This window comes from Mycobacterium sp. ACS1612, assembly GCF_001667505.1.
GTDB lineage: Bacteria > Actinomycetota > Actinomycetes > Mycobacteriales > Mycobacteriaceae > Mycobacterium.
In genome coordinates this window covers 16,633-43,027 of the sequence record NZ_LZHZ01000075.1, presented here as the reverse complement: position 1 = coordinate 43,027, position 26,395 = coordinate 16,633, and the positions used below count along the sequence as shown (strand labels likewise).

At 65.1% G+C, this 26,395-nt stretch carries 24 protein-coding genes and 3 pseudogenes; 15 read left to right on the top strand and 12 right to left on the bottom strand.

The features are described 5' to 3' along the window. A partial coding sequence (locus A5724_RS32195; protein ID WP_156752551.1) for an amidohydrolase family protein occupies positions 1-357 on the top strand: 357 nt, incomplete at its 5' end. Positions 358-461: 104 nt separating this feature from the next. After that, the gene (locus tag A5724_RS34060) at positions 462-1,169 is read left to right on the top strand and encodes a chitin-binding protein (protein WP_156752550.1); all 708 of its coding nucleotides are present in this window, start codon (positions 462-464) and stop codon (positions 1,167-1,169) included. A gap of 205 nt (positions 1,170-1,374) precedes the next feature. Here A5724_RS34060 and A5724_RS34865 read toward each other — a convergent pair whose 3' ends face one another. From A5724_RS34865 to A5724_RS32180, 3 genes and pseudogenes are all read right to left on the bottom strand, one after another. Next, entirely contained in the window at positions 1,375-1,932 is a 558-nt protein-coding gene (locus A5724_RS34865) for a hypothetical protein (protein ID WP_156752549.1), read from the bottom strand. A 424-nt stretch (positions 1,933-2,356) separates the two neighbouring features. Further along, a pseudogene (locus A5724_RS32185) lies at positions 2,357-2,885 on the bottom strand (cytochrome P450); the annotation flags it as partial. Positions 2,886-2,896: 11 nt separating this feature from the next. After that, complete coding sequence (locus tag A5724_RS32180) at positions 2,897-3,943, bottom strand: LLM class F420-dependent oxidoreductase (RefSeq protein ID WP_067812130.1); 1,047 nt, start codon at positions 3,941-3,943, stop codon at positions 2,897-2,899. 135 nt (positions 3,944-4,078) lie between these two features. Between A5724_RS32180 and A5724_RS32175 the strand changes: the two genes are divergently transcribed. Further along, positions 4,079-5,575, top strand: a complete 1,497-nt coding sequence (locus tag A5724_RS32175; RefSeq protein WP_067812128.1) for an acyl-CoA carboxylase subunit beta — start codon at positions 4,079-4,081, stop codon at positions 5,573-5,575. 44 nt (positions 5,576-5,619) lie between these two features. On the opposite strand, the gene A5724_RS32170 is transcribed toward A5724_RS32175, so the two are convergent. Beyond that, complete coding sequence (locus tag A5724_RS32170; protein WP_067812126.1) at positions 5,620-6,657, bottom strand: TIGR03857 family LLM class F420-dependent oxidoreductase; 1,038 nt, start codon at positions 6,655-6,657, stop codon at positions 5,620-5,622. Positions 6,658-6,933: 276 nt separating this feature from the next. Here A5724_RS32170 and A5724_RS32165 point away from each other — a divergent pair, with 276 nt between their 5' ends. From A5724_RS32165 to A5724_RS32150, 4 genes are read left to right on the top strand one after another with little or no spacing between them, the layout of a single operon-like run. Further along, positions 6,934-8,343: a GntP family permease gene (locus A5724_RS32165; protein WP_067812141.1), complete on the top strand. Its 1,410-nt coding sequence runs from the start codon at positions 6,934-6,936 to the stop codon at positions 8,341-8,343. 16 nt (positions 8,344-8,359) lie between these two features. Continuing rightward, positions 8,360-9,568 (top strand): CaiB/BaiF CoA-transferase family protein, encoded by a 1,209-nt coding sequence (locus A5724_RS32160; RefSeq protein WP_067812124.1) that lies wholly within the window; start codon positions 8,360-8,362, stop codon positions 9,566-9,568. Further along, on the top strand, positions 9,565-10,503 hold the full coding sequence (locus A5724_RS32155) for a hydroxymethylglutaryl-CoA lyase (protein ID WP_067812122.1): 939 nt from the start codon (positions 9,565-9,567) through the stop codon (positions 10,501-10,503). The genes A5724_RS32160 and A5724_RS32155 overlap by 4 nt, the downstream gene beginning before the upstream one ends. 9 nt (positions 10,504-10,512) lie before the next feature. Beyond that, positions 10,513-11,295, top strand: coding sequence for an IclR family transcriptional regulator (locus tag A5724_RS32150; RefSeq protein ID WP_067812120.1), 783 nt, complete (start codon positions 10,513-10,515; stop codon positions 11,293-11,295). Positions 11,296-11,322: 27 nt separating this feature from the next. Here A5724_RS32150 and A5724_RS32145 read toward each other — a convergent pair whose 3' ends face one another. From A5724_RS32145 to A5724_RS32135, 3 genes and pseudogenes are all read right to left on the bottom strand, one after another. Further along, a complete protein-coding gene (locus A5724_RS32145; RefSeq protein WP_067812118.1) occupies positions 11,323-11,814 on the bottom strand; it encodes a hypothetical protein in 492 nt (163 codons plus the stop codon). Positions 11,815-11,818: 4 nt separating this feature from the next. Next, positions 11,819-12,022: pseudogene (locus tag A5724_RS32140) on the bottom strand (cyclohexanone monooxygenase); the annotation flags it as partial. Positions 12,023-12,044: 22 nt separating this feature from the next. After that, positions 12,045-12,965 (bottom strand): acyl-ACP desaturase, encoded by a 921-nt coding sequence (locus A5724_RS32135; protein ID WP_067812114.1) that lies wholly within the window; start codon positions 12,963-12,965, stop codon positions 12,045-12,047. Between the two features lie 216 nt (positions 12,966-13,181). Between A5724_RS32135 and A5724_RS32130 the strand changes: the two genes are divergently transcribed. The 5 genes from A5724_RS32130 to A5724_RS32110 all read left to right on the top strand — a co-directional run bounded on the left by A5724_RS32130 (position 13,182) and on the right by A5724_RS32110 (position 18,366). Beyond that, complete coding sequence (locus A5724_RS32130; RefSeq protein WP_067812112.1) at positions 13,182-14,180, top strand: aromatic ring-hydroxylating dioxygenase subunit alpha; 999 nt, start codon at positions 13,182-13,184, stop codon at positions 14,178-14,180. After that, on the top strand, positions 14,177-14,788 hold the full coding sequence (locus tag A5724_RS32125) for a cysteine hydrolase (protein WP_067812110.1): 612 nt from the start codon (positions 14,177-14,179) through the stop codon (positions 14,786-14,788). Before A5724_RS32130 ends, A5724_RS32125 begins: the two co-directional genes overlap by 4 nt. Continuing rightward, positions 14,785-15,399 (top strand): PaaI family thioesterase, encoded by a 615-nt coding sequence (locus tag A5724_RS32120; protein ID WP_067812139.1) that lies wholly within the window; start codon positions 14,785-14,787, stop codon positions 15,397-15,399. The genes A5724_RS32125 and A5724_RS32120 overlap by 4 nt, the downstream gene beginning before the upstream one ends. An 8-nt stretch (positions 15,400-15,407) precedes the next feature. Then, on the top strand, positions 15,408-17,066 hold the full coding sequence (locus A5724_RS32115; protein WP_067812108.1) for an acyl-CoA synthetase: 1,659 nt from the start codon (positions 15,408-15,410) through the stop codon (positions 17,064-17,066). Positions 17,067-17,157: 91 nt separating this feature from the next. Then, complete coding sequence (locus tag A5724_RS32110; protein WP_067812106.1) at positions 17,158-18,366, top strand: cytochrome P450; 1,209 nt, start codon at positions 17,158-17,160, stop codon at positions 18,364-18,366. Here the strand turns inward: A5724_RS32110 and A5724_RS32105 are convergent. Next, positions 18,363-18,584, bottom strand: a pseudogene (locus A5724_RS32105) (aldehyde dehydrogenase family protein); the annotation flags it as partial. The gene A5724_RS32110 and the pseudogene A5724_RS32105 sit on opposite strands and share 4 nt — an antisense overlap. A gap of 169 nt (positions 18,585-18,753) precedes the next feature. Here A5724_RS32105 and A5724_RS32100 point away from each other — a divergent pair. The 3 genes from A5724_RS32100 (at position 18,754) to A5724_RS32090 (ending at position 21,641) form a co-directional block, all read left to right on the top strand. Next, a complete protein-coding gene (locus A5724_RS32100) occupies positions 18,754-19,968 on the top strand; it encodes a CaiB/BaiF CoA-transferase family protein (protein WP_067812137.1) in 1,215 nt (404 codons plus the stop codon). 98 nt (positions 19,969-20,066) lie between these two features. Continuing rightward, positions 20,067-20,444, top strand: coding sequence for an NYN domain-containing protein (locus A5724_RS32095; protein ID WP_067812102.1), 378 nt, complete (start codon positions 20,067-20,069; stop codon positions 20,442-20,444). 51 nt (positions 20,445-20,495) lie between these two features. After that, the gene (locus A5724_RS32090; protein ID WP_067812100.1) at positions 20,496-21,641 is read left to right on the top strand and encodes a thiolase family protein; all 1,146 of its coding nucleotides are present in this window, start codon (positions 20,496-20,498) and stop codon (positions 21,639-21,641) included. 66 nt (positions 21,642-21,707) lie between these two features. On the opposite strand, the gene A5724_RS32085 is transcribed toward A5724_RS32090, so the two are convergent. The 4 genes from A5724_RS32085 to A5724_RS32070 are packed head-to-tail and all read right to left on the bottom strand — an operon-like array spanning position 21,708 to position 26,393. After that, entirely contained in the window at positions 21,708-22,907 is a 1,200-nt protein-coding gene (locus A5724_RS32085; protein ID WP_067812098.1) for an acyl-CoA dehydrogenase family protein, read from the bottom strand. Positions 22,908-22,915: 8 nt separating this feature from the next. Further along, positions 22,916-23,953 carry an acyl-CoA dehydrogenase family protein gene (locus A5724_RS32080; RefSeq protein WP_067812096.1) on the bottom strand — a complete coding sequence of 346 codons (1,038 nt, stop codon included), beginning with the start codon at positions 23,951-23,953 and terminating at the stop codon, positions 22,916-22,918. Further along, a complete protein-coding gene (locus A5724_RS32075) occupies positions 23,953-24,789 on the bottom strand; it encodes an amidohydrolase family protein (RefSeq protein WP_067812094.1) in 837 nt (278 codons plus the stop codon). The genes A5724_RS32080 and A5724_RS32075 overlap by 1 nt, the downstream gene beginning before the upstream one ends. After that, positions 24,786-26,393 (bottom strand): acyl-CoA synthetase, encoded by a 1,608-nt coding sequence (locus A5724_RS32070; protein ID WP_067812092.1) that lies wholly within the window; start codon positions 26,391-26,393, stop codon positions 24,786-24,788. Before A5724_RS32070 ends, A5724_RS32075 begins: the two co-directional genes overlap by 4 nt. Positions 26,394-26,395 lie beyond the last annotated feature (2 nt).

The following is a 26,395-nucleotide window of genomic DNA, read 5'->3' as shown; positions in this document are numbered from 1 at the left end:
CCGGTGGGCGTCAAGCTGCGCAACGAGATCGGCATCGACAACATCTGCTGGGAAGCCGACTACCCACACAGCGACTCCATGTGGCCGGGCGCGCCGGAACAGCTCCACGAGGTGCTGACTGACAACAACGTGCCTGACGACGAGGTCAACAAGATGACCTTCGAAAACGCCATGCGCTGGTATCACTGGGATCCCTTCACGCACATCTCGAAGGAGCAGGCCACCGTCGGCGCACTCCGCAAAGCCGCCGAAGGCCACGACGTCTCCATCCGCGCCCTCTCCCACGGCAAGAAGGACTCCAGTCTCGGCGCCAACACGCTGCAGGCGCAGTTGGACAGGACCAATGCGCCACGCTGAGGTGGCGCCCAGCAGATTGCTACTGGCCACATAGCTCGCTCTTAGGATGCCTACATAACCTCGCGTTCGGGTTGGGGCGTCTCTCGACGCGCGAAAGGCCAGGAATGAACTTCAAACAAGCGATCGCTGGCGCAGTGATCAGCTGCGCTCTCGGCATCACCGGAATCGGTCTAGGCGCAGGCGTTGCGAACGCCGCACCCTGCAGTCCGGTGCCAGGAGCGCAATGTGGCGGTGGTCCGGGTGGCGGTCCAGGCGGGCCGCAGGAGCGTGGACCCGGTGGTCCGCCGCAAGACCGCGGACCCGGCGGTCCGCCACAGGACCGCGGACCCGGCGGTCCCCCACAGGACCGCGGACCCGGCGGCCCCGGTGGCCCGCCACAGGACCGTGGACCCGGTGGTCCGCCACAGGACCGTGGACCCGGCGGCCCCGGTGGCCCGGGCGATTTCCGCGGACCGGGAGGACCAGGTGGCCCAGGCGATTTCCGCGGACCCGGTGGCCCCCCAGGGGACTTCCACAATCCGGGCGGGCCCGACTTCCGCGGACCGGACCACCACGATTGGCGACCACCGTGGAATCCGGGAGACAACGACTGGCGCGGCCGATTCCACAACGCGCCGTGGGGCAACGATTTGCCACCGTGGGGATGGGGCGCCCCGCCACCTCCTCCGTGGGACGGACCGTTACCGGATCCGTTTGGGCCACCGCCTCCGCCGATCAACTACTGGGGCTTCCAGGAACAGCCGATCTGGGACCCCGGCTACAACCAATGGGGTTTCTATTTCTTCGGGATCTGGATTCCACTCCCGATCTGACCCGAAGGGAGGACGGCCGCCCCTGTGCCCGGGGCGGCCGCTCCTTCGGACTTCTGCTTCGCAGCAACTGAACTGACCCTCACGGCGGCCTTGGGGTTTCCTGTCAAGTTCATGTTCGCGAGGATCGACCTGGCAGCACACTGAGATTGAGCGCATAGCTGGCTCATAATCCGCGTTCCTACCTTCGCGTGTGGCGCGAAAGCGACTAAGGACTCGGAGAAAGGCCAACTTTGAAGCTCATCCACATGGTGACCGGGGCAGCGATCACCTGCGTTCTGACCGCAACTGGAATCGGCTTCGGGTCAAGCATCGCGAATGCCATGCCTGATCCCGGCGGATTCCGTATTCCTGGCGGTCCGGCCCTTGCCGGCGGCGGAGGCGCCTCCAGCGGAGGTGGCGGCTCCAGCGGCGGTGGCGGCTCCAGCGGCGGAGGATTCAGCGGCGGCTCCAGCAGCGGCGGTGGATTCAGCGGCGGCTCCAGCGGAGGGTCTTTCGGTGGTGGCGGCGGCTTCGGCGGTGGCGCCAGTCCGCTCTTTCCCAGCGACTCCGGCGGCGGCGGAAGTGCCCCCGCAGCACCGGCAGCACCAGCCGCGCCGAGCGGACCCGACACCCCAGCCGCGCCCGCAGCACCGGCAGCACCAGCCGCGCCGAGCGGGCCCGTCACGCCGGCCGCGCCGGCGGCACCAGCCGGACCGGGCGGCCCCGAAACACCAAGCGGCCCCATCAATCCCACTGCGCCCGGCGGGCCCGACGTCCCAGCCACAGCCGGCAGACCGGACGCGCCAACCGGGCCCGCACCTGCCGGCGCGCCGCACGATCCCGGAACACCGGGAGGCCCTGACCATCACGGATCAGGTACAGACGACGGTCATAACTGGCAACCACCGTGGGATCCGAACGACAGCAACTGGCACGGTCATTTTCATGGCGCTCCGTGGGGTGACGGTCTGCCGCCATGGGGTCACGGCCCGCCACCAAGGCCGCCGTACCTCGGGCCGTTGCCGGCGTACGACGCACCGCCTCTGCCAGACTTCGACTACTGCGGTTTCAATGTGCAACCAGTCTGGGACCCGGTGCGCAAACAATGGGGTTTCTGGTTCTTCGGGATCTGGATCCCGCTGCCAACGTGAGGTGAATCAGCTCAGCGCGTAGCGAATCGGCAAGTGCTTGAGTCCGCCGACGAAGATTGTCGCCGAACATCTCCTGGGTGTACTTGAGCATCCGCGGGAAGTCTTCTTCAGGCAGGCCGAGCACCGACATGATCACGTACAGCGGGTAGTTCACCGCGACCTCCTGGACGAAGTCGCACTCGTTACCCGCCTGCGCCATCCTGTCCACAAACCGCTTGGCGAGCTCGTCGACGCGAACCTTCAACGCGCGCATCGCCTTCGGCCGGAACCAGTCCGCGCCGTTGGCCCGCACCACCCGGTGTTGCGAGTCGTCCATGTAAATGAGCGTGTTGATGCCGATCGCTGCCTGCTGTTCGTCGGCCTCCTCCGTCATCAGCACCGGCCGTGGCGCATTGGTGAACAAGGCGTTATCGCGCTCGATGGACATGATGTCGGCGTGCTTGGTGATCGCCCAGAACGGCCGGTAGGACGGCACCTCGACCCGTGCCACCGGGGCGTGGGCGCGCAAATGCGCGAGGGCCGCATGCAGTTTCGCTTCGTCGGTGTACGCCGGCGGGTCGGCGAACACCTTGGCGGCTTCGTGCATCGCCGGCACGCTCACGGGCGACTCCTCACGGGCTGGCCGCGTATCTCGCCAAGCAGGGCGATCACAGTGTCCTCCGTCACCGACGACGGAAATCCCACCAGCACACGGTCAATCACCCCGTCGCACCGTTCGCGGATCTTGCTCGCCACCGTATCGAGCGGCGCGACCACCGCGAACGCTTCGAGCATCTCGTCGTCGATGAGCGCACCCATCGCGTCCCACTCACCCTGCAGACTCAGCCGGTGCAATTCGGTGTGCAGATCTCCCCAGCCGTGCAGTTCGAGCACCGTGCGGTAGGCCGGCGTCGACCCGTAGAACGCGATCTGCTTGCGCGTGGCCGCCGACGCCGTGGTCAACTGCTCTTCGGTATCCCCCGTCACCACAAAGATCGGCGCGGACAGTTGAAACTCACCACGCTGCCGTCCGGAGCGCTTGATACCACGCATCAACGCGGGAATGGTGACCTGCTCGAAGTACCGCTTGGTGGTGAACGCGTGGGCGAGCACGCCGTCGGCGACCTCACCGCACATCTCGGTCATTGCCTCACCGACGGCCGCGACAAACACCTTTGGAAACGGGTGCGATTGCGGATCGGGGGTGAACATCGGCGTCATGATCTTGTGGGTGTAGAAGTCCCCCTCGAAGCTCAACTTCGTGCCGTCGCGCCAGCACGACCAGATCGCCTGCAACGCAAGTACGAACTCACGCATCCGGTTCACGGGCTGGCCCCACGGCATGCTGAACCGCTTCTCGATGTGGGCCTGCACCTGTGAGCCGAGTCCGAGGATGAACCGGCCGCTCGAGAACTCCTGCAGATCCCACCCGATGTTGGCCACTGTCATGGGATTGCGCGCGAAGGCCACAGCGATGCTGGTGCCCAACTCGATTCGGGTGGTGTGCTCCGCGGCGAGCACCAACGGTAAGAAGGGGTCGTGGTTGATCTCGGCGGTCCAACAGCAGTCGTAGCCTCGTTGCTCGAGTGTGCCTGCCGCCTGCGCGACGCGGGTGAGTCCGCCGGCAACGGCCGCGTCGACCCTGAGGCCGCCGTCGCTACCCATAGCCGCCGACGCTACAGTAAGCAATTCAGTATGGTCAACGCGAACATGCCGGTGGGACGATCGCCTTCTGACGACAGTGGCGCATGACTTCTGCAGACGACAACGAGTGAGGAATGAGCGAGGAGGAGTCGAGGCATGACTAAGGCTGACGATTGGGACAGCACGCTCGATGAACTGACCCGCCGCCGTCAACATGCCCGTGCGATGGGCGGCACCGATCGACTCACCAAACATCACGGCAAGGGCAAACTCGACGCCCGTGCCCGCCTCGAGCGTCTTCTCGACAAGGGCTCGTTTCGTGAGTTCGGCACACTCGTCGGCGGCGACATCGCGGCAGACGGAATCGTGGCAGGCTCAGGGCTGATCAACGGTTCGCCGGTGATGGTCGGCGCTGAGGACTTCACCACGTTGGCTGGCAGTATCGGGCCCGGCGGAAACGCCAAGCGCTACCGGTTGGCGGAGTTGGCGTTACGCGACAGGATCCCGCTGATCATGCTGCTCGAAGGCGCCGGCTTCCGGCCCAGCGGCGAGCATTACGGCCGCACGCCCACCGACCTGCTTGCGCAGGCGCGGTGCTCCGGCAAGGTTCCGATGGTCGGCGGACTACTCGGCCCGTCGGCAGGCCACGGGGCACTGGTGGCACCGGTGTGCGACTTCACCATCATGAGTCGCCAAGGTGCGATCTTCACGGCCGGTCCGCCAGTGGTGAAAGAGTCGACAGGCGAAGACATTTCGAAGGAAGATCTGGGCGGCCCCGGCGTCGCGCTGACCAGCGGCGTGATCCACAACCTCGCCGAGGACGACGAAGCGGTGCTCGACGACATCCGCCGATACCTGTCGTACTTCCCGCCGAGCGCATGGTCGTATCCGCCGTCGCTACCCGAAGACGAAGCGGCCGAACCGCGATCGACACCCGAACTGCTCGACATAGTCCCCCGCGGCAACCGCCGCGTCTACGATATGCGCGCCGTCCTTGACGTGGTGTTCGACACCCGCGGCTGGTTCGAGGTGCAACCCAAGTTCGGGCCGGCGATCATCTGCGCGCTCGCCCATCTCGGCGGACATCCCGTCGCGGTGGTCGCCAACCAGCCCAAGGTGATCGCCGGCTCCATCGACGCCGACGCCGCCGACAAGGCAGCGCATTTCATCATGGTGGCCGACTCTTTTCATCTGCCGATCGTGTTCCTCGCCGACAACCCGGGCATGTTGCCTGGCAGTCGGTCCGAGCAGAGCGGGGTACTGCGCAGCGGCGCGAGGATGTTCGCCGCGCAGACGGCGGCGACCACACTGAAGTTGCATGTGACACTGCGCAAGGCCTACGGTTTCGGTTCAATGGTGATGTCGCTGTTGGGTTTCGACAATCAGAGCGCGACGTTCGCCTACCCCGGCGCCACCATGGGAGCCATGAGCGCTGCCGCGTTGAGCAGGGCCTCGCATGCCGCCGAAGACGTCGAAGCGAGACTGCGCAAAGCCGAGGTCGAAGCGTCGTTCCGGTCGGCCGGCCATCTCGGTTTCGACGACCTCATTCATCCCGAAGAGACACGCGATGCGCTGCTGTCAGCGTTGCAACGCGGTATCTACGCCAGGCAGGCGGCCGCGGAACCAGTGTCCCGCGCCCTCATTTTTCCGTGATTTGTCTGCGTTTCCGCGCGCTCACCGCTCTATTCGCACACGAATCACCGGGTCGCGCGGTAGGCGTCGACGATCGGTTCGAGTTCGTCGGGAGTGGCGCCGTGCATGATAACCGCGTCTGCGCCATAGTCGAACTCCTTGCGGATCCGCTCGACACACTGCCGCGGTGACCCGGTGGCCGACGGCTCCAGCCATTCGTCGGGGATCAACCCGGCGATGTGCTCGATCTGCTCTGCGCTGGCCTTATGGTCGATGCCGCCGGGGATCGAGGTGACGACGGCGTCGTCTCGGAAGCGTTGTAGCACAGCGGGATCCCAGCCGTTGGTCTTCACCAGCAGATCACCGTAGCCCTGCAGATAAGTCGCCAATCGGGCCACGGTCTTCTTCAACCGCAGTTCTTCGGGCAGATGGTCACCGACGGTCGCGAAGCAGGACCACACCCGCACGCTGTCGGGATCGCGGCCCGCCTTCTCCGCGGCGTCCTTCACCGTCTTCACACAGCGTTGCACCGTGTCCGGCGCGAAGTAGGTGTGCAGGATGACGTCGTCGAAGACTCGCCCGCCCAGCGCCAGCGTCTGAGGACCGAACGCCACGAGGGCCAACCGGATGTCCTCGCGGAAATCGGGATCGAGGAACAGCACCTGGTATTTGCCGATCGGTCCGTCGTGGTTGAAGATCATCTCGCCGCGCCACAGTCGCCGCATGACGTTGGCGAAGTCCTCCATCTGCGCCGTGGTCACCGCCGGGATACCGAACGCGGCGTACATCGCCGCGACTCCGCGGCCAAGGCCGAGGGTGAACCGTCCGCCGGAGAGACGATGCATCGTGGTCGCCCACGAGCCGGTGATCAGCGGGTGTCGGGTGTTGTGATTCGTTGCCGCGGTGGCGATTCGCATACGGTTGGTGACCGCACAGGCGGCGCCGACGAGCGATGACGCCTCCTTCACGTTCCATCGCTCCGAGATGAACGCGGTGCCGAAGCCCATCTCCTCACCGCGGCGAGCCTCGTCCATCAGCGTGGCAGGCCCCTCGCCGCCCCCACCGGCCAGCAAGTAGTAGCCCAACTCGTCGAGCACTCGCATCACTGCCGAACCCCTTTACTCGTAGCCGCGGTTGCAGACTTCGGATTCTGCCGTGTATCCCGCGCAAAACGTCCGCTTGCTGATCGGCTACGTGGCGCCACCAGTCACACGGACCGACGGCTTTGTTTTCCGCACATAACGCCAGGTCACGGGGTCGCCGACCTGCAGTGTTGCTTATATCGTGAGCGTGTGCTCATAATGTGGATGCGTCGTAGGTCACACACCGAGTGGCCCGTGGTGACTCATACCAAGCAGAACGTGCAAAGGGGCCACTTCATGTCACATACCGCAGTCGTCGTCAACACCGCGGTCGCGATCATCGCGGTGGTCGTGATGATCGTGCGTTTCAAGTTCAACCCGGTCGTGTCGTTGGTGGTTGGCTCCGCCTACCTCGGCTTGACGGCCGGCATTGGCGTCGAGAAGACCATCGACGCGATCATGAAAGGCTTCGGCGACATCATGGCCGAGGTGGGCCTGCTGATCGCGTTCGGTGTGTTGATGGGCGCGATATTGCAAGAGACCGGCGCCATCGAGCGTCTCGTGCAGACGCTGATAAGGCTCGTCGGACCGAAGCGCATGCCCCATGCCATGTCGTTGACGATTGCGACACTGCTTCAGTCCATCTATGTCGATGTGCTGGTCGTCATCTCGGCACCGCTTGCTCGCAGCCTTGCCAGGACGATCGGGAAAAACGGAACCGCGCACATGGCCACGGCCATGGCCATCGGCCTGGACTGCGGCGTCGCTCTGACGGTTCCAAGCGTCGGCGCGCTTGGCCTGGCAGGTCTGCTCGGCGTACCACTGGGCAAGATGCTGTTGTTCGGTGTGCTGCTGGTAATACCCACCGTTACGATCGCCGTGACGATCATGTCGTTCCTGTTCAATCGCGGCTGGTGGAACCCGGACCGCGATGAGCAGGAGTTCCTCGGCGAAGATACCGAAGCCGGCGCGGATACTTCGGACAGCGCCAATTCGACTGAGGGTCAAGAGCCTTCTGGCGGCGGCCTTGCCACCAGGAAAGCCACTGTGACCCGTACCCAGCCAGCGCTGGTCGTGCTGTTCGCACCGATGCTGACGTCTTTGGTACTCATCGCTTTGGGCGCAATTCTCGATGCGGCCGATATTCACAACCCGATCGTGAAGTTTCTTTCCTCCCCCGTCATCGCCCTGCTGATCGGCCTGATCGGCACCAGCTTCGTCGGCCGCCGAGCGCTTGGTGGCGAGCAGATTCAGCACGCGATCGCCTCCGGGTTCAAGGAGAGCGGACAGATTCTGATCCTGACCGGGGTGGGCGGCTCACTGGCCGCCACGATCAAGGCAATTGGGCTCGGCGACATCCTCGGCCACTACTTCACCGCCACCACTGCAGCGCCACTGCTAATGGTGTGGCTCATCGCCGCGGGTTTGCACGTAGCGGTCGGCTCCATAACGATCTCTGCGATCACATCGGCAGGCATCCTCGCGCCGGTGGCACCGGTCATCGGGCTGGACCCGGTGCTGATCGCGCTGGCCGCAGGCGCCGGCTCGCTCTTCGCCGTGCACGTCACCAGCAATACGTTTTGGCTGCTGCAGTCACTGTTGGGTCAGTCGACACGCGGTGCATTGAAGACGAATACCGTCGGAGCATCGGTCGCATCGGTCGTGGCGATTCTGCTCATCCTGTCGATGAACGCGCTGCTCCACTAAGACTCAAGGGAAAATATTGAACACCAACGATATTCGTCCACTCGCCGGCGTTCGGGTGCTGGAGCTCGGCAACTACATCGCCGCCCCGACGGCGGGCCGGATGCTGGCCGACTTCGGTGCCGAGGTCATCAAGGTGGAGCGCCCACTGACCGGCGACGAGCTGCGCAACTGGAGGTTGTACTCCGGGGACACTTCGATGCTCTACCGCACCATCAATCGCAACAAGAAGTCGGTCGTGCTGGACCTGAAGACCGAGCGCGGCAGGCAACTGGTGCTCGACCTCATCCGACACTGCGACGTGCTGCTCGAGAACTTCCGCCCTGGCACGCTGGAAAAGTGGGGGCTCGGCCCCGAAGAACTCGATCGCGTCAACCCTGATCTGGTGATCACCCGCATCTCGGCGTTCGGCCAGACCGGTCCCCTGGCGCAGCGGCCCGGGTTCGCCGCGGTGGCTGAAGCCTTCGGCGGGCTGCGGGAACTGGTCGGTGACCCGGACCGGCCGCCGGTGCGTACCGGGGTGTCCATCGGTGACTCGATCGCAGGCATCTATGCCGCCTTCGGCACCGTGATGGCGCTGTTTCAGCGTGAGCGCGTCAAAGTTCCACTTCCGCAACGCATCATCGACGTCGCGTTGAACGAGTCCGTGCTGTCGGTGATGGAATCGCTGGTGCCCGACTACCTCGCCTACGGCGTCACACGCGAACGCGTCGGCGGGCGGATGGAAGGCATTGCGCCCAGTAACGCGTACCCCTGCGCCGACGGCACCAACATCATCGTGGCAGGCAACGGCGACGCGATCTTCCAGCGCTACATGCACACCATCGGAAGGCCCGACCTCGCCGACGATCCCGACCTGCAGACCAATGCGGGCCGCTGGCGCCGACGCGATGAACTCGACGCCGCGATCGGGCAGTGGACCAGCCGACACGACCGCGACGAAGCCCTCAAGCTGCTCGACGAGGCGGGGGTGCCGTCCGGACCCATCTACACCGCCGCCGACATCTGCGCCGACGAGCAGTACGAGGCGCGAAACATGATCCAGCACTTCGACGTTGACACCGGGGAGGCGCAGCCGAAATCGGTCGGCTTTCCCGGCATCGTCCCCGTGATCGGTGGTGCGTCGCTGCCGATCCGCAACGTCGGACCCGACCTCGGCGAGCACACCCGTGAGGTGCTCTCCTTGGTGCTCGGGCTCAGCGACGACGAGATAGGAGCGCTGACATGACGCCACGCCCGTACACCCCGCGCGCCGAACTGCGCGACGTGACATTGCGCGACGGATTGCAACTGACCGCGAAAACGCTGCCCACCGAGCGAAAGGTGGAGATCGTCCGAGAGTTGCTGGCGCTCGGAGTTCCTGCGCTCGAGATCGGGTCGATGGCGCGACCGGACCTCGTTCCGCCGCTTGCCGATACGCTCGACGTCGTCGCGGCATTGACCGCCGACGAACTCGAGCGTTGTTGGATCTGGGTGGCGACACCGCGGCACGTCGAGAAGGCGGCGGCCGCCGGCGCGCGGAGATTTCAGTACTGCTTTTCCGCATCGGACTCTCACAACAAGGCCAACATCGGGCGCAGCACCGAGGACAGCGTCGCGGCCATGCCCGATGCTGTGCGGATCGCCAGGGAGGTCGGCGGGACCATCCAGTTGTGCATCGCGACGGCGTTCACGTGCCCGTTCGAGGGCCAGATCAGTCCTGAACGGGTGATCGGGATCGCCGCTGACCCGCGCACCGCGGGGGCCGACGACACCGTCGTGTGCGACACTCTCGGACAGGCCATCCCCACGCAGGTCACTGATCTGATCGCGACGCTCAAGGCCTGGACTCCGCAGCGCCGCATCGTCTTTCACGGACACGACACCTGGGGTCTCGGCGTGGCGAACACGCTCGCCGCGATCGATGCGGGCGCCACCATGGTCGACGGTTCGCTCGGCGGTCTCGGCGGTTGTCCGTTCGCACCCGGCGCCAGCGGCAACACCAGCACCGAAGACCTACTGTTCGCGACCCGCCCGGACTGGTTCACGCCTGCCACGCTGGCGTCCATCGTGGACATCTCCGAGAAACTGCTCTCCGAACTCGGCGAGCCGAACCGGTCGCGGACCGCGCAGGGCGCGCGTTCGAAGGCCAAGGCGTTCGAATGGGTCATCGACCGCGGGTAGATTCTCGGCATGGCAACCGAAGACGCCGCATCGACCAAGCAGCAACCATTGCTGGTGCTCGGCAAGATCACCGAGATCCTCGATGCGTTCTCGCTGTCCCATCCCGATATGTCGCTGGGCGAGATCCAGCAGGCGACTGGGTTGCCCACCTCGACCGTCCAGCGCCTGGTCAGCAACATGGTCGCGCAGGGTCTGCTCGACAGGACAGGTGATCGGATCCGGATCGGTGTGCGGATGTCGTACTGGGCCGCCACCGCGCTGAAGGACCTCGACGTCCTGGCGGTGGTCAACCCTGTGCTCAAGGAGATCCGGGACAAGACCGGTGAGACCGCCTGCTTCTTCAAGGTCGAACAGAACTTCAGGGTGTGCGTCGCGGTGGCCGAAACGCATCATGCGCTACGCCGGGACATGTACGTGGGCAAGGTCATTCCGCTGCACGTCGGATCGGCGTCGCGGATCCTGCTGGCCTGGAATCCCGATCTGGCCGACAAGGTCCTAGCCGCTCCGCTCGAACCGATGACCGACGGGACGGTCACCAGTCCCGACGAATTGCGTAAGTTGATCGCACAGGCCAAGGCCGACGGCTATGCGATTACGACAGGCGAGCGCGAAGATTCGGCGTCAGGTCTTTCCGCCCCAGTGTTCGACGCGGCGGCCGACATTCTCGGCGCCATCACGATCAGCGGGCCGACGGTGCGCATGCCGCAATCACAATGCGAGGCATGGATCGACCTGCTGGTCGGCTACGCCGAGCAAGTCACCCGCACGATCGGCGGCCGGCTTCCGCGCTGAGCCCCCGCAGAAAACGCTCGGACGCCGTTAGACCACCAGGTCGAGCGGACTGCCCCTGACCTGCGCCGTGCACCCACACCAGCCACGGCCGCTGCTCGTCGCCCTTTCGACACAGATGCACCACGCGGTGGCCGCCTCTGCGAGGCCCTCCACGGCCAGCGACCGCGGGAGGGCAGGCGTGTGTTCGAACGCCAGCCGTTCGTAACGCAGCGCTCCGAACCGGAGCTCGCGAATCGACTTGACGCACAACGGTTCCGGATCCCCATGTGCGCCGGTGCTCAACGCGGCCGGTTCGTCCGCCGTCGCAGCACACGCCTGCTCCGAGCATTCCGGCTTCGGCGGTGGCGCCGCCAATTTCATTCCGGTCAGCGCCATCTCGTCCAGCAACACCTCGCCGAGTACGCGAGCACCATTACGCGACAGCGGGTTCCAGTCCTCGAACCGTAGCGCCGAATTCGTCTCCGGTGGCAGGCCGGTGAACTCGTGGCCCGCTGCCCATACCCGCTCGAACACCCCCATCGCGCTACCCAAGCTCGAAGCCCGTGTATCCGGCGGCCGCGATCTCGTCACACTGGCGTCGGTACTCGGGGATCCCTGCCGTATAGCCCATGTACATCCGCTTCTCACCCGGTACGTTGCCGCCGTTGTACCAGGAGTTGCACGTCGGGTGCACGAGCACAGTCGGCGCCACCAGCGATGTGGTGTGTTCGATCCACTCACGCTGGGCGTCGGGCACGGAACTGCCCGGCCTACCCCGCCGAGGCGACCAGTCGTTCCTCGCGACGCCGGTCGTAGTAGGCGGCCTTCTCCTCGACAAGATCCAGGAACGCCGCCAGTTCGTCTCGGGCGCGAGCGCCTTCGCCGTCGAGATCCTCGCGATCGAACACCCGCCAGAAGCGCAACACGGGCCGCACGACGTCGTCCAGATGTGATCGCAGGTCGTAGATCCCCGCTTTCGCGATCACCAGCGCGTTCTCGGCGAAGCCTGGCATGGTGCTGCCCGGCATCTGGAAGTTGATCACTTCGCGAGCGATCGCCTTCATCGTCACGTTCGGCGCGATGTCGAGCGCGGCGTTCACCAGATTTCGGTAGAACACCATGTGCAGGTTCTCATCGGTCGCGATGCGCGTGAGTAGTTGTTCGGCGATCGGACATCCAGACGCCCGACCGGTGTTGCGGTGGCTGATTCGCGTCGCCAGTTCCTGGAAGGACACATAAGCCAGCGCCTCGATCGGTGACTTGTCACCCGAATCGTAGCCGGCGGCCGTGTGCACCATACGACCGTGCTCGAGAGCCACCGGATCGACACCGCGGGTGACGACGAGATAGTCGCGGATCGCGATGCTGTGGCGGCCCTCTTCGGCCGTCCACTGACCGACCCACTGGCCCCAAGCGCCGTCGCGCCCAAAGCGCACCGCGATCTCGCGGTGGTAGGACGGCAGATTGTCTTCGGTCAGCAGGTTCACGAACATCGCCGCCTTGGCAACCTCGTCGAGTTGGGAATCGGCAGGCGTCCAGTCCTGCCCACCCAGTAACGCGAAATCGCGCCCGCGACTCCACGGGACGTAGTCGTGCGGATTCCAGGGCTTCGCCATCTCGAGGTGGCGATTCAGATTGGCCTCTACCGCTGGTTCCAGCTCAGTGAGCAATGCCGCTTGCGTTGTCGTCATCGAGACTCTCCGTCACTTACCTACGACTGCGTAACCTACGCTACCGTAGGTCGGGCGAAAATCAAGTGGGCGACCAATTTTGCTGACCGGCAGCCTGTTTGGGGACGGACGCATCACGACCAACGTTCCCCGACCCACCGCCCGCCCTGCTTGCCCCGTGCGGAAATCTATACTGTAATCAATTTAGTATCCGACGGAACCCAGAGGCGGCCGCCCGTGAAAGTCCCTTTCACCTGGAAGGTAACCGGCTGGTTCATGGGCGGCTGGTCGGCGGAGTTCGGTGTCGGGGACGTACGGCCTCTTCGGTACTTCGGTGAGGACCTGGTCGCTTATCGCGATGAGTCCGGCGAACTGCACGTGCTCTCCGGTCATTGCCGGCACCTCGGCGCGCACATCGGCCATGGCGGCAAGGTGGTCGGTGACTGCGTCGAGTGTCCCTTCCACGGTTGGCGGTGGGGACCCGACGGCACCAACCGGTACATCCCCTATCAACCGGACCGGGCGAACAAGGCGCTGCGGCTTCGTGTGTATCCCGTCGTCGAACAATACGGCTGTGTGTTCATCTGGCATCACCCCGACGGGGCGGAACCGCGGTGGGACATGCCTGATCTGTTCGCGAAGTTTCCGCAGTTCCCGACGGACCCCGATGCGTACTACCGCCCGTACCCGGAGTTCTCCAGCCGCGCCGAACGCGAGCCGGTGCACCCACAGATCGTCGCCGAAAACGGGCCCGACAGCGCGCATTTCCACTATGTGCACGGTGCGACGGTGACGCCGGTATGTCTCGAGTGGGAAGCGGTCAACGAGGAGTGGCGATTTTTGACCGGCTGGCCCGACGTTCGCAGCGACGATCGGGACAAGATGGCGCTCTACATCCACAGTCACTTCTCCGGTCTCGGCTTCGCGATCAGTGCTTTCGAGGGCTCGTCGAACCATCGTCTGATCTTCGCTTGCACGCCCGTCGAAGACGGGTTCTCGGATATGTTCTATTCGATCTGGTGGCCACGGCTTCCCGGCGATACCTCGGACGTTCCGCCCGATTCGGTGCGCGCACAGGTCGAGCGCCAGTTCATGGGCACCGTATGGGATGACCTCAACATCTGGCGACATCAGGAGTACGTCGAGCAACCCGCACTGTCCAAGGTCGACGCGAAACCCTATATGGCCATTCGCAAGTGGGCGACACAGTTCTACGAAGTTCCCGCGACCGCATGACCAAGACGCTCGCCGAGATCGCGGCGCCGGCGCACACCGCGATCGTCACGCAGGAATGTCAAGGCGCGGTCGTGGGCCCCGACGCCGGCCTGGCGGTTCTTGCACAGGAAGCGCGTCGGGTAGCCGTGCCCAACATCGCACGCCTGCTGCCCGCCGCCCGCGACGCAGGCGTGAAGATCGTGCACTGCCTGGTGCAGCGGCGGCCCGACGGACTGGGCGCCAATCACAACGCAAAGATCTTCACCATCGGAAGCGGTGTCGACATCGCCCCAGGCAGCGCCGGTGCGTCGCTATTACCCGAACTCGGCCCTGCGCCAACCGATGTGGTGTTGCGGCGGTCCCACGGCATCGGACCGATGGGCGGCACGGACCTGGACGCGACGCTTCGCAACCTGGGCGTCTCGACGATCGTCGCCGTCGGCGTCTCGGTCAACGTCGCGATCACGAACCTCGTCATGGACGCGGTGAATCTTGCTTACCGCGTCGTCGTACCACGCGATGCGGTCGCTGGAATCCCCACCGAGTACGCGACATCGGTCGTCGACAACACGCTGTCGCTGCTCGCCACCCTCACCACCACCGACGACCTCATCGAGGCGTGGACATGACCGATACCGAGGACGGCATCCGCGAATTCGCAAGGGTCACACCGCTCGAGGCGACACCGGAGATGGCCCGGTTCATGGCAGCGATGCGCCGACTGCAAGACATCGCGGTAGCCGCGGACCCCGACAGGTCGGTGTGGAGTGACGCGGCCTCGCATATCGAAGACGTCTGCGCCCGACTCGAGAAGCACAGCGCACCCGAGGGCGTCGCACCCGCGGGACGGGCCACCGACCTTCCCGGCAACGGCCATCCGCTCATGCCGCCGTGGCAGGTGGTCGAGTCGAGCCCCGACGAGGTCACCATGCGCGGGCACTTCACCCGCTTCCACGTCGGCGGCAACGGCGCCGTGCACGGCGGTGTCATACCGCTCTTCTACGACTGGCATTTCGGCATGGTGGTCTCCGCCGCCGGACGGCCCGACAGCCGAACGGCGTTCCTGCACGTCGACTACCGGCGAGTAACCCCCACTGACGAGGTGTTGTCGTCAAGGGCGTGGATCGACCGCGTGGAGGACCGCAAGCTGGTCGTCAGGGCGGCGATGACCGACTCGGCGGGCAACGTACTATCCGAGGCCAACGGCCTGATGATCAAACTGCTCCCGCACCAGCCCTGAGAGGCACGATGTCTGACTCCACGACACAATTCACCGTCCCCGCCGCTGCCGACGCGGTCGCCGCGGCGATCGGCGATCGGGAGTTCATCATTCAAGGCGATCGCCGGTACACCTTCGCGCAGACTGTCGAACGCTCCAACCGCCTCGCGGCCTACCTACACTCCCGCGGGCTGGGCTGTCACACCGAACGCTCCGAACTCGCCGGCCACGAGGTCGGCCAGGATCTGCTGGGCATCTACGCCTACAACGGGCCGCAGTACGTCGAAGGGATGCTCGGCTCGTGGCGGGCCAGGGTCGCCCCGTTCAACGTCAACTACCGCTACGTCAAGAACGAACTGCATTATCTGCTCGCCGATTCGGGTGCCACCGCGCTGCTGTATCACGCGGCGTTCGCACCGCGGGTCGCCGAAGTCCTTCCCAACCTGCCCCGCCTGCGAGTGCTCATCCAGATCGCCGACAACTCCGGCAACGACTTGGTGCACGGCGCAGTGGATTACGAGTCGATCGTGGCGTCCGGACCGGTCAAGCTTCCGCCGGTCGAGCCCTCCCCCGACGACCTGTACGTGCTGTATACCGGCGGCACGACGGGGATGCCGAAAGGTGTGCTGTGGCGCCAGCACGACATCTTCATGACGTCGTTCGGGGGTCGCAACATGTACACGGGTGACGTGGCGGCGTCCTATGACGACATCGCCGACCGCGTCGCGGGGAATCCCGGCACCAAGATCTTCACCCTTCCGCCACTCATGCACGGTGCCGCGCAGTGGGCCGTCATGACCGCGCTCACCACGGGCCAGACGGTCGTCTTTTCCTCTGCCCCAGAGCGTTTCGAAGCCGACGAGGTGGTCCGAACTGTCGAGCGGGAGCAGGTCATGACGGTGCAGGTGGTCGGCGACGCGATGGCCCGGCCACTCGCTGACGCGATCGAACGCGGTTCGGCCGACGTGTCGTCGCTGGCCGTGGTCGCCAACGGCGGTGCGTTGTTGACACCCACCGCCAAACAGCGACTGATCGACGTCAAACCGGGCCTGATCGTGATGGACGGTGTCGGCTCCTCGGAGACCGGCATCCAAATGAGCCACATGTCGACCCCGGGCGCGGTGTCCACGGGCAGGTTCAACGCGGGGCCCGACACCAAGGTGGCGGCGGAGAACCTCGACGCCATCCTCGAACCGGGCCATGACGGCATCGGCTGGCTGGCTCAGCGCGGGTTCGTCCCGCTCGGCTACAAGGGCGATGCGGCCAAGACAGCCAAGACCTTCCCCGTCATCGACGGGGTGCGGTACTCGATACCTGGCGACCGCGCCCGTCACCTGATCGAGGGCGGCATCGAACTTCTCGGCAGGGAGTCGCAGACCATCAATTCGGGCGGCGAAAAGATCTTCGTCGAGGAGGTCGAGTCCGTGCTGCTGTCGCACCCCGCAGTCGCCGACGTCGTCGTCTCAGGCAGGCCCAGCGAGCGGTGGGGCCAGGAGGTGGTCGCGATCGTCGCGCTGGTGGACGGCGCCAGCGCAACGGCCGAGGAGCTGATCGAGCATGCGTCGGCCTCGATCGCTCGGTACAAACTGCCGAAAGCCGTGGTGTTCCGGCCTGTCATCGAGCGCAGTCCCGCGGGCAAGGCCGACTACCGTTGGGCGCGCGAGCAAGCCGTCAGCGGCGACGCCTGAGGCAGGCACTCCTACCTTTGATCGTACTACTGTAACCTTTACAGTATTATCAGCTGGGTGCCTGTCCGTTCAATGACGCGGGAGATCAGCGGTGGAAAGCTCGGCGCACGACGCCACGGCCGACGAGACGTTCGACCTGCTTCGTGACCCGTACCCGCTGTTCGCCGAACGGCGGCGGGGGCCCGGCGTGTTCAAGGGCAGCGTGATGGACTGGTCCAGGACGCCGGAATCGATGATGCCCGAGCAACTGTACGCGGCGGTGTCCTTCGAAGCGGTCAACCGTGTCTTCCGCGACGGCAAGGTGTTCAACTCGCACATCTACGACAGCACCATCGGCCTTTTCATCGGGCCCACCATCCTCGCGATGGAAGGCAAAAAGCATTGGCAACACCGCAATTTAGTGTCTGCGGCCTTCAAGTCGAAATCACTGCTGCGATGGGAGCCCGAGATCGTCCGGCCCGTGGTGCACCAACTGATCGACGAGTTCATCGAGGCTGGTGAGGCGGACCTGGTCCGCGACTTCACCATGGAGTTCCCCACCAGGGTGATCTCGAAGTTGCTCGGCCTGCCGGAAGAAGACCTGCCCTGGTTCCGTAAACGGGCGGTCGAACTGATCAGCTACACCGTCAAGTACAAGCGTGCCTTCGAGGCGTCCGCAGCGCTGAAAGATTACTTCCTGCAACAGATCGAGTTGCGCCGCTCCAAGCCGACGGACGACATCATCGGCGATCTGGTGACCGCCGAGATCGACGGCGAGAAGCTCAGCGACGAGGCCATCTACTCGTTCTTGCGACTCCTGCTGCCCGCGGGCCTCGAGACCACCTATCGCTCGTCGGGCAACCTGCTGTTCTTGTTGCTCACCCATCCCGATCAGTTCCGCGCCGTGCAGACCGACCCCGGGTTGATCGCGCCCGCAATCGAGGAGGGGCTGCGCTACGAGACCCCGCTGACGGTGGTACAGCGGTACGCCGCGGAGGAAACCGAAGTCGAGGGAGTGCGAATTCCCAAGGGCGCGGTGATCGACGTCGCGATCGGATCGGCGAACCGGGACGAACGCCGATGGGAGCGGTCGGAGGAATTCGACATCTTCCGAAAGCGACTGCCGCACATCTCCTTTGCAGCCGGTGAGCACACCTGCATGGGCCTACACCTGGCTCGGATGGAGACCAGGGTGGCGCTGGAGGGCTTGCTGACCCGCTTGTCGGACATCCGCTTGGCCACCGATACCTGCCCGCAGATATGGGGGCATCCATTCCGGTCGCCGACGGCGATCCCGGTGACGTTCGACGTTGCGGCCTAGCTCTTTCGGGGCGTTCGACACCCGATGGTCTTGGTCTCGAGATACTGCTGGAAGCCCTCGATTCCGCACTGCCGACCGACACCGCTGTTCTGGTAGCCGCCGAACGGCGCGTCGGCGCCGTAGAACATGCCGCCGTTGACGCCGAACGACCCAGTGCGGACACGTCGCGCGATGCTCATTCCACGTTCCGTCGACCGCGACATGACAGCGCCTGCAAGGCGTCGCGGCGCGGTCGCCCACCTCGACGCTGGTCTCGGTCCGTTCTACCCGATTCTCGGTGGTGCTCACCCTGTCACCTCGTACAATCGGACCTCGCGGGACGATCAACTGTAACTATTACAGTAGGTTACTTCAACGAGTGGGAAGAGGCTTCACTTGATCAAGGTGATGGAGGGCGTGCGGGTCCTCGAAGTCGCGCAGTTCACGTTCGTCCCCGCGGCTGGAGCGATCCTGGCCGACTGGGGCGCAGACGTCATCAAGGTGGAGCATCCGGTCCGTGGCGATACCCAGCGCGGGTTCATCAACATGGGTGGCTTCCAACTGGACCCGAATCGGCATCCGCTGATCGAGCACCCCAATCGCGGTAAGCGCAGCGTCGGGATCGACGTCTCGACGCCAGGCGGACAGGAGGTGCTCTACGAGATCGCCAAGACCGCCGACGTGTTCCTTACCAACTACATGCCCGCCCAGCGGCAGAAGAACAAGTTCGACGTCGAGCACATCCGCGCGGTGAACCCGAACATCATCTACGCCCGCGGCAGCGCTTACGGCGACAAGGGACCCGAACGCGACACCGGAGGGTTCGACGGCACCGCGTTCTGGACACGTAGCGGCGTCGGGCACGCTTTGACGCCCGAAGGTCTGGGAGGCGCGCTGTCACAAGGCATTCCAGCGTTCGGCGACTCGATCGGCGGCATGTTCATCGCCGGCGGGATCTCAGCGGCGCTGTTTCACCGGGACCGCACCGGCGAGGCGGTCGAACTGGATGTTTCGCTGTTGAGCACTGCCTGGTGGGCGGGCGGCGCCAGCATGACGCAAGGAATGGAGACCGGCGAGACGATGCGTTCCATAATGCCAGGGGCGGCAGGCCCGACGGTGAATCCGTTCATGGGCAACTATCTGACGTCGGATGGCGGCACCATCAACCTGTGCATCGTCAGCCCGACCGGCTACATCCGCGACGCGTTCGACCATCTCGGCTTGCCCGAACTGGCCGACGATCCGCGATTCTCCGACGTGCTTCCGCTGATCGAGAATGCTTCCGCCGCAGTCGAACTCATTGCAGAGCAGGTCCGCAGCAAGCCATTCGAATACTGGCGTCAGCACCTGAAGACGATGAAGGGGCAGTGGGCACCGTTTCAGAGCTTCACCGACCTCAGCACCGATGAGCAGGCGATCGCCAACGACATGATCGTCGAAGTCGAGGCGAGCGATGGCGGTAAGCCGTTCAAAGTCGTTCGCGGCCCGGTGCAGTTCAACCACGAACCGCTGGAGACGACGCGCGCTCCCCAGGCATCCGAGCACACCGAGTTGGTGTTGATGGATATGGGCATGGACTGGGACCGGATCGAGGAGCTCAAGAACTCCGGCGCCATCGCCTAGCCTTCGCCGAAACGGCATTCCAGCACGCCTCTACTCGAACTTTCCGTACTGGAATGCCGTTTCGTCGCCAAACGCCGCCGACCGCCTAGCCTGGGTGGGTGCGGTGGATCGTCGACGGCATGAACGTGATCGGGTCACGGCCCGACGGCTGGTGGCGAGACCGCCGCCGCGCGATGGCGACTCTGGTGGAACGGCTCGAGCAGTGGGCAGCCACCGAACATGCCGACGTGACCGTGGTCTTCGAGCAGCCGCCGTCGCCACCGATCGAGTCGGCGGTGATCGCAGTTCGGCATGCGCCACGGCCGGCCCCGAACTCGGCCGATGACGAGATCGTCCGACTGGTATGCGCCGACGCCCAGCCCGAACAGGTCTGCGTCGCCACTTCCGATCGCACACTGTCTGCCCGCGTCCAACACGCGGGCGCGTCTGTGTTCCCGGCAGAGCGGCTCCGCGCCATCATCGAACCGCAGGCTTGATACTGTAACGTTTACAGTTGGCTTCTTCAGCGGCTCTGAGGAGGGACTCGGATGTACGACGTGGCCATCATCGGCGTGGGCCTGCACCCGTTCGGCCGCTTCGAGGGCAAGTCGGCGATGCAGATGGGGGTCGACGCGATCTTCGCCGCCGTCGCGGATGCCGGCGTGCAGTGGGGCGATATCCAGTTCGCCACCGGCGGTAGTTGGACGGTTGCCAACCCTGATGCGATCGTCGGCATGGTCGGACTGACCGGTATCCCCTTCACCAATGTGTTCAACGCATGCGCGACCGCGGCCAGCGCTGCCAAGGCGTGCGCCGACGGAATTCGGTTGGGCGACTACGACATCGGCATCGCCGTCGGCCTCGACAAGCACCCCCGCGGCGCGTTCACCGAGGATCCGGCCCTGGTGGGCATGCCGCGCTGGTACGCCGAGAACGGCCAGTACCTCACCACACAATTCTTCGGCATGAAGGCCAACCGGTACCTCAACGACCACGGCATCTCACAGCAATCTCTCGCCAAGGTGGCTGCGAAGAACTTCCGCAACGGTGCGCTCAATCGGAACGCGTTCCGGCGCAAACCGATCGCCGAGGACGACATCCTCAACTCGACGATGCTGAACTATCCGCTGACGCAGTACATGTTCTGTGCGCCCGACGAAGGCGCCGCAGCGGTGGTCATGTGCCGTGCGGACATCGCGCACCGCTACACCTCGAAGCCGGTATACCTGCGAGCCGTCGAGGTCCGCACCCGCAGATACGGTGCCTACGAGGTGAACACGACGTTCGCGCCCGTCGACGAGGACGTATCGCCGACGGTGTACGCGGCCAAGGCCGCCTTTGAAAAGGCCGGCGTCGCACCCGAAGACGTCGACGTGATCCAACTGCAGGATACCGACGCTGGCGCCGAGATCATCCACATGGCCGAGTGCGGCTTCTGCGCCGATGGCGAACAGGAGAAGCTGCTGGCCGACGGCGCCACCGAGATCCACGGCGCGATGCCCGTCAACACCGACGGCGGGCTGATCGCCAACGGTGAACCGATCGGCGCGTCAGGGCTGCGGCAGATCCACGAGATCGTCCGGCAACTGCGCGGCGAGGCGGGCGATCGCCAGGTGCCCGGCGACCCAAAGGTCGCATTCTCCCAGTTGTACGGCGCACCCGGCACCGCCGCGGCAACAATCTTGACCACCTGACCCCCGCGAGTAGACGCGAAAAGCCCGGAAGCGCCGGCGATTTCGATCACCTTGCGACTGCTCCCGTCAGGAAGCCTGCTGCGCGGGCGGTGCGTAAGCCGGCTTGCCCAGCCCCAGCACATACTGAGCGATCATGTTCCGGAACACCTCGAGGGTGCCGCCGTAGATGCCGACCAGCGGTGCGAAGCGGTAGACGTATTCCGACGCTCCGTCGTCCGCGGCACCATCGGTGCCGACGGGCAGCGACGCCGCGGTGCCCAGTATGTCCATCAGGTCCGGCGAGATGTCGCGCATCGTCTGTGCCAGCGCCACCCGGCCGAAGATGGACGACGCTGACAGCGACGCTTCCATCCGGGCCACGCTGCGGCCCAGTCGATATGCCACCGATGCGTCATCGATCAGGCGGCGGCCGTTGGGATCGGGTTCGGCGACCTTGGCCGCGGTCTTGTCGACCGCCGCCGCCATGAAGCCGGCCTGATGCATCATGATCGACACGTCCTGCAACCCGTCGGGAGCGGCGTCGACCGCGCCGTGTTCTACATTGAGGGGTTCCCGCACCACCGTCCAACCGTCGTTGACCTCACCCAATCGGTACTTGTCGTCGATGCGGACGTCGCTGTAGTAGACGATGTTGGTGCGGTCGCCGTCCACCGTGCGGATGCCTTGGATCTCGATGCCCGGCGAGTCGAGCGGGACCAGAAACATAGTCAGGCTCTTGTGCTTTGGCGCGTCGGGGTCGGTGTTGGTGATCAGGAAGACGTACTGGCAGTTGTGCGCGCCGGTGGTGAACATCTTGGAACCATTGATAATCCAGCTTGACCCATCCGCTTCCCGCACCGCGCGGGTCTTGCATGTCGCGACGTCCGAGCCGCCTTCGGGTTCGGTGTAGCCGAGGCACAGCCGGATGTGTCCGCTGAATACGCCGGGCATCACTTCCGCCTTCAGTTCCGGTGAGCCGAACTTTTCCACCGATCGCGCGATCATCGCGGTGGTGCCTGACGTCACCCATGGCACGTGCGCGCGGCGTTTCTCCAGTTCCCAGATGCGGCGTCGGACGCGGTTGAAACCGCCCTCGGACTCCGGCTTCCACTCTTTGGCCAGGTATCCCGCGGCGCCGAGCGCGAGGTGCACGGCCTCGTCGAAGTTGTCGCCCGTCTCGCGGTCACGCCGAATCACGTCTTCGGTGACGTGCGTACGCAGGAAATCGCGTGCCTCTTCGAGGAAGGCCTGGTCGTCATCGGCCAGCTGAACCCGTGAGAAATCCATTGCGCCCCTTACCTGCTTTCCCGAGCGGAGACGATCTGCGCGATGTACTTCGCGCTGGCGCCCGGATCGCCACCCGCCAACGACCATCCGCGTGCACGCACCAGATACGCCGTCGCCGCCGCCTCCGCCGACACGCCGAGACCACCCTGGACGTGCACACACATCGTCGCGGCCTTCGATGCTTCCTCTGCCATGAACACGAACGCCGACGGTGCGAGTTCGGGCCGCTCGTCAGGTTCGTTGTCCAAAAACCACGCCGCCCGGCGAGCGAGGTTCCGCCCGCCCTGCACGGTGATCGCGATGTTGGCCAGCGGGTGCGAGATGCCCTGCAGCGTCGAGATCGGAACGCCCAGCGTGTAGCGCGTCTTGGCGAACTCGGCCGCGATGCTCAGCGTCTCCTCGACCAGACCCACCAGCGCTGCGGCGGTGAGCACCCGCCATTCGTCCAGCGCGCGTTGATATTGCGCCAACGCATCGGTGCCGCCGGCCAGCACGGTCCGGGTGTCGGCGGCGGCGGGGTCGATCCACGCCATCGGCAAGCAGCCGATGTTGTCGACCTTGGCCGGCCGGGTCACGAAGGTCAGTCGGACGATCTCTTCGCCGTCGCGCACAACGATGTGGTCGGCGATCGAACCGGTGGGAAGCAACCGCACCCCGGACAGGTTGTCGTGCTGCGGGTCGAACGCCGCCAGTTGCTTGCCGTGGACGACGTCGGCTTCCGGTGCGCCCAGGCGTGCCAGCAGCCGGGCCGCGCACACGTGGTCGATCCACGGCACCGGTGCCAGCGAGCGGCCGATCTCCTCGGCCACCAGTGTCAGGTCGACCATTGTCGCCCCGTCCCCGCCGACGGCCTCCGGCAGCGCCATCGTGGTCGCGCCCATGGCGCACAGGCGTTCCCACAGGTTCTTGTCGAATCCTGACTCCTCTGCGGCGCGGACGGTTTCGATCGAGCAGTGCGTCTTGAAGAAATCCTTGTACGCCGCCTGCAGCGCCTCATGGTCGCGCGTGAGGCTGTAGTCGATTCTGCGCAGTTCGTAGCGATCCATCACTGCTCCCTTGTCCGACCGAAGAAGAATTCGTCCGCGTTGCGGTACAGATAGTTGTCGAGCACCTCGGCTGGCAGATCCAACGCAACCGCCTCGGGCACGACGCGACGCATCTTGAGCACCGGCCAGTCCGATGCGTAGATCACCTTGTCGGCACCGCGGGTCCGCATGTGGTGCAACAGGCTTTCCGGTAGCCGCTTCGGCGACCACGCCGACGTCATCAACCGCAGATTCTGGTACTTGATCAGCAGGCGGATCGCGATGTCCCACCACGGATCTGCCCCGTGAATCATGCACAACTTGAGTTCGGGGAACCGCACGCACACCCGGTCCAGGTGGATCGGGTTCTGCACCTCGCCGGGGATCGGCGGTCCCGGGATACCGGTGTTGACGCACAACGGCAGTTCGATCTCGGCGCACTTGGTGTAGAGCGGGTAGTACACCGCGTCGCTGGGCGGATATTGCCCGTCGGCCCAGAAGCTCGGCCCGACAACGGCGTAGACGACCGGTAGATCGGTGGCGACCGCGGCGAGTTCCCGAAGCGCCGGTATCGGCCGCAGCAGGTTGACACCGCCCATCGCCAACGCGAACCGGTCCGGCTTCGCCTCGACGAACTTGCGCGCGGTCACCGACGGTTTGGCGAGGTTGTCCATCAGGACAGCCTTCTCGACACCCTGTTCATCCATCTCGTCGAGGAGTTCGGCCATGTCGACGGGCGCGAACATCGACTCCGGGCCCTTGAAGTAGTCGTCGCGCACCTTCAGCATCCAGGTCGGCTGCTTCTCGGTCTCACCGAAATGCACGTTGACAAGGCAGTCGATGGCTCGCTGCGTCATGCCAGCACTTTCTGTGCCGCAGTGCTTTTCGCCCACCGGTAGTCGGCTTTGCCGTTGCCGAGCCGACGGACCTGGTCGACGATGATGAACTCTTTGGGGGTTTTGAACCGGGCGAGGTGCGCGGCGCAATGTTCATGCAGCAGCGCGTGGTCGGCCTCGTCGCGCAGCGCCACCAACGCGACCACTTCTTGGCCCCACCGCTCGCTGGGCCTGCCAACGACCAGCGCGTCCGCCACAACGGGATGTGCGCGCAGCACCTCTTCGACCTCCTCGACGAACACCTTCTCCCCGCCGGTGTTGACGATCAACGAGTCGCGGCCGAACAAGCGCATCGTGCCGTCGGCCGTCAGCGCTCCGCGGTCCCCTGAGATCACGACGCGCTGTCCTTCCACGACCGGGAACGTCTTCTCGGTCGCGGCCCGGTCGTCGAAATAGCCGAGCGGGATGCGACCGGCACGCGCGACATAGCCAATTTCCGCGTCCCCGGGCTGCAGGAATCGGCTGTAGTCCTCGGACACCACCAGCGCGCCGTCCCGCAGCTCGAAGGTGTCCTTCTCCGCACCGCGCTGACTGCGGCCGAAGCCCACGTTTCCCGTCTCTGACGATCCGTAGCCGTTGATCAGGGTGATCTGCGGCAGCAATTCCAGCAGCGCCCGTTGGTATTTCGGACTGGTCGCCGCTCCCCCGGTGCCGATGGCGAACATCGACGCCAGGTCGTAAGAACCCCGCCTCAGCTCCTCCACGAGCGGCCCTGCGTACGCGTCGCCGACCATCGTCATCATCCCGACCTTCTCGCGCTGCGCGGTCGCGAGCACGGCGGGCGGGTCGAACTTCGTCTGGTCGTACACCACCACCGGTAGCCCGTTCAGCAATGCCGCGAACGCCGTCCACATACCCGCCGCGTGCATCAGCGGCGAAACCGCGAACCACGGCTGCCCGCCGTGGCGCACCTTGTCGTGTATCTCGCCGGCGGATTCGTGGTCGGCGCCGTTCATGGATACCACGTAGCTGTCGCACTGCCGCCACATGACGCCTTTGGGTCGTCCGGTGGTGCCACCCGTGCACACCATCAGCACGTCGTCGGGCGAGGGTGTGATGTCCTGATCCGCATCGCCTTGCGCCAGCGCATCTTCCAGTGTGATCGACCCTGGCAATTCCGCCAAGTCGCTGCCGTCGTCCACAGATATCAAGAGGTCCGCGGGGGCTGACGGAAAAACGTCCGCGAACCTGGGACCCAGTCCGCGGTGATAGATGACGGCGCGCGGACGCAGATAGTCCAGTAGTTCGGCGACCTCGCGCGGCGTGTAGTTGTAGTTGACGTTGGCAGGGACGGTGCGGGCCTTCAGGCAACCGATCACCACGTCGGGATAGAGATCGTTGTGCATGATGAGCGCTACCCGGTCCTGCCCGCATTCCCAGTTCTCGAGTTCCGAGCGCTCGCGGTGGGCGCCAAATCCTTGCGCGGCAAGGAAGTTGGCCCACCGGCGGGTGCGGTCCGCCGACTCGCCGAACGTGCTGCGACGCTGGCCGCAGACCGTCATCAACCGGTCGGGAACCGTCTCCGCGATGGCGTCCAGTACCGCGCCAATGGTCCACTCGCTCATCT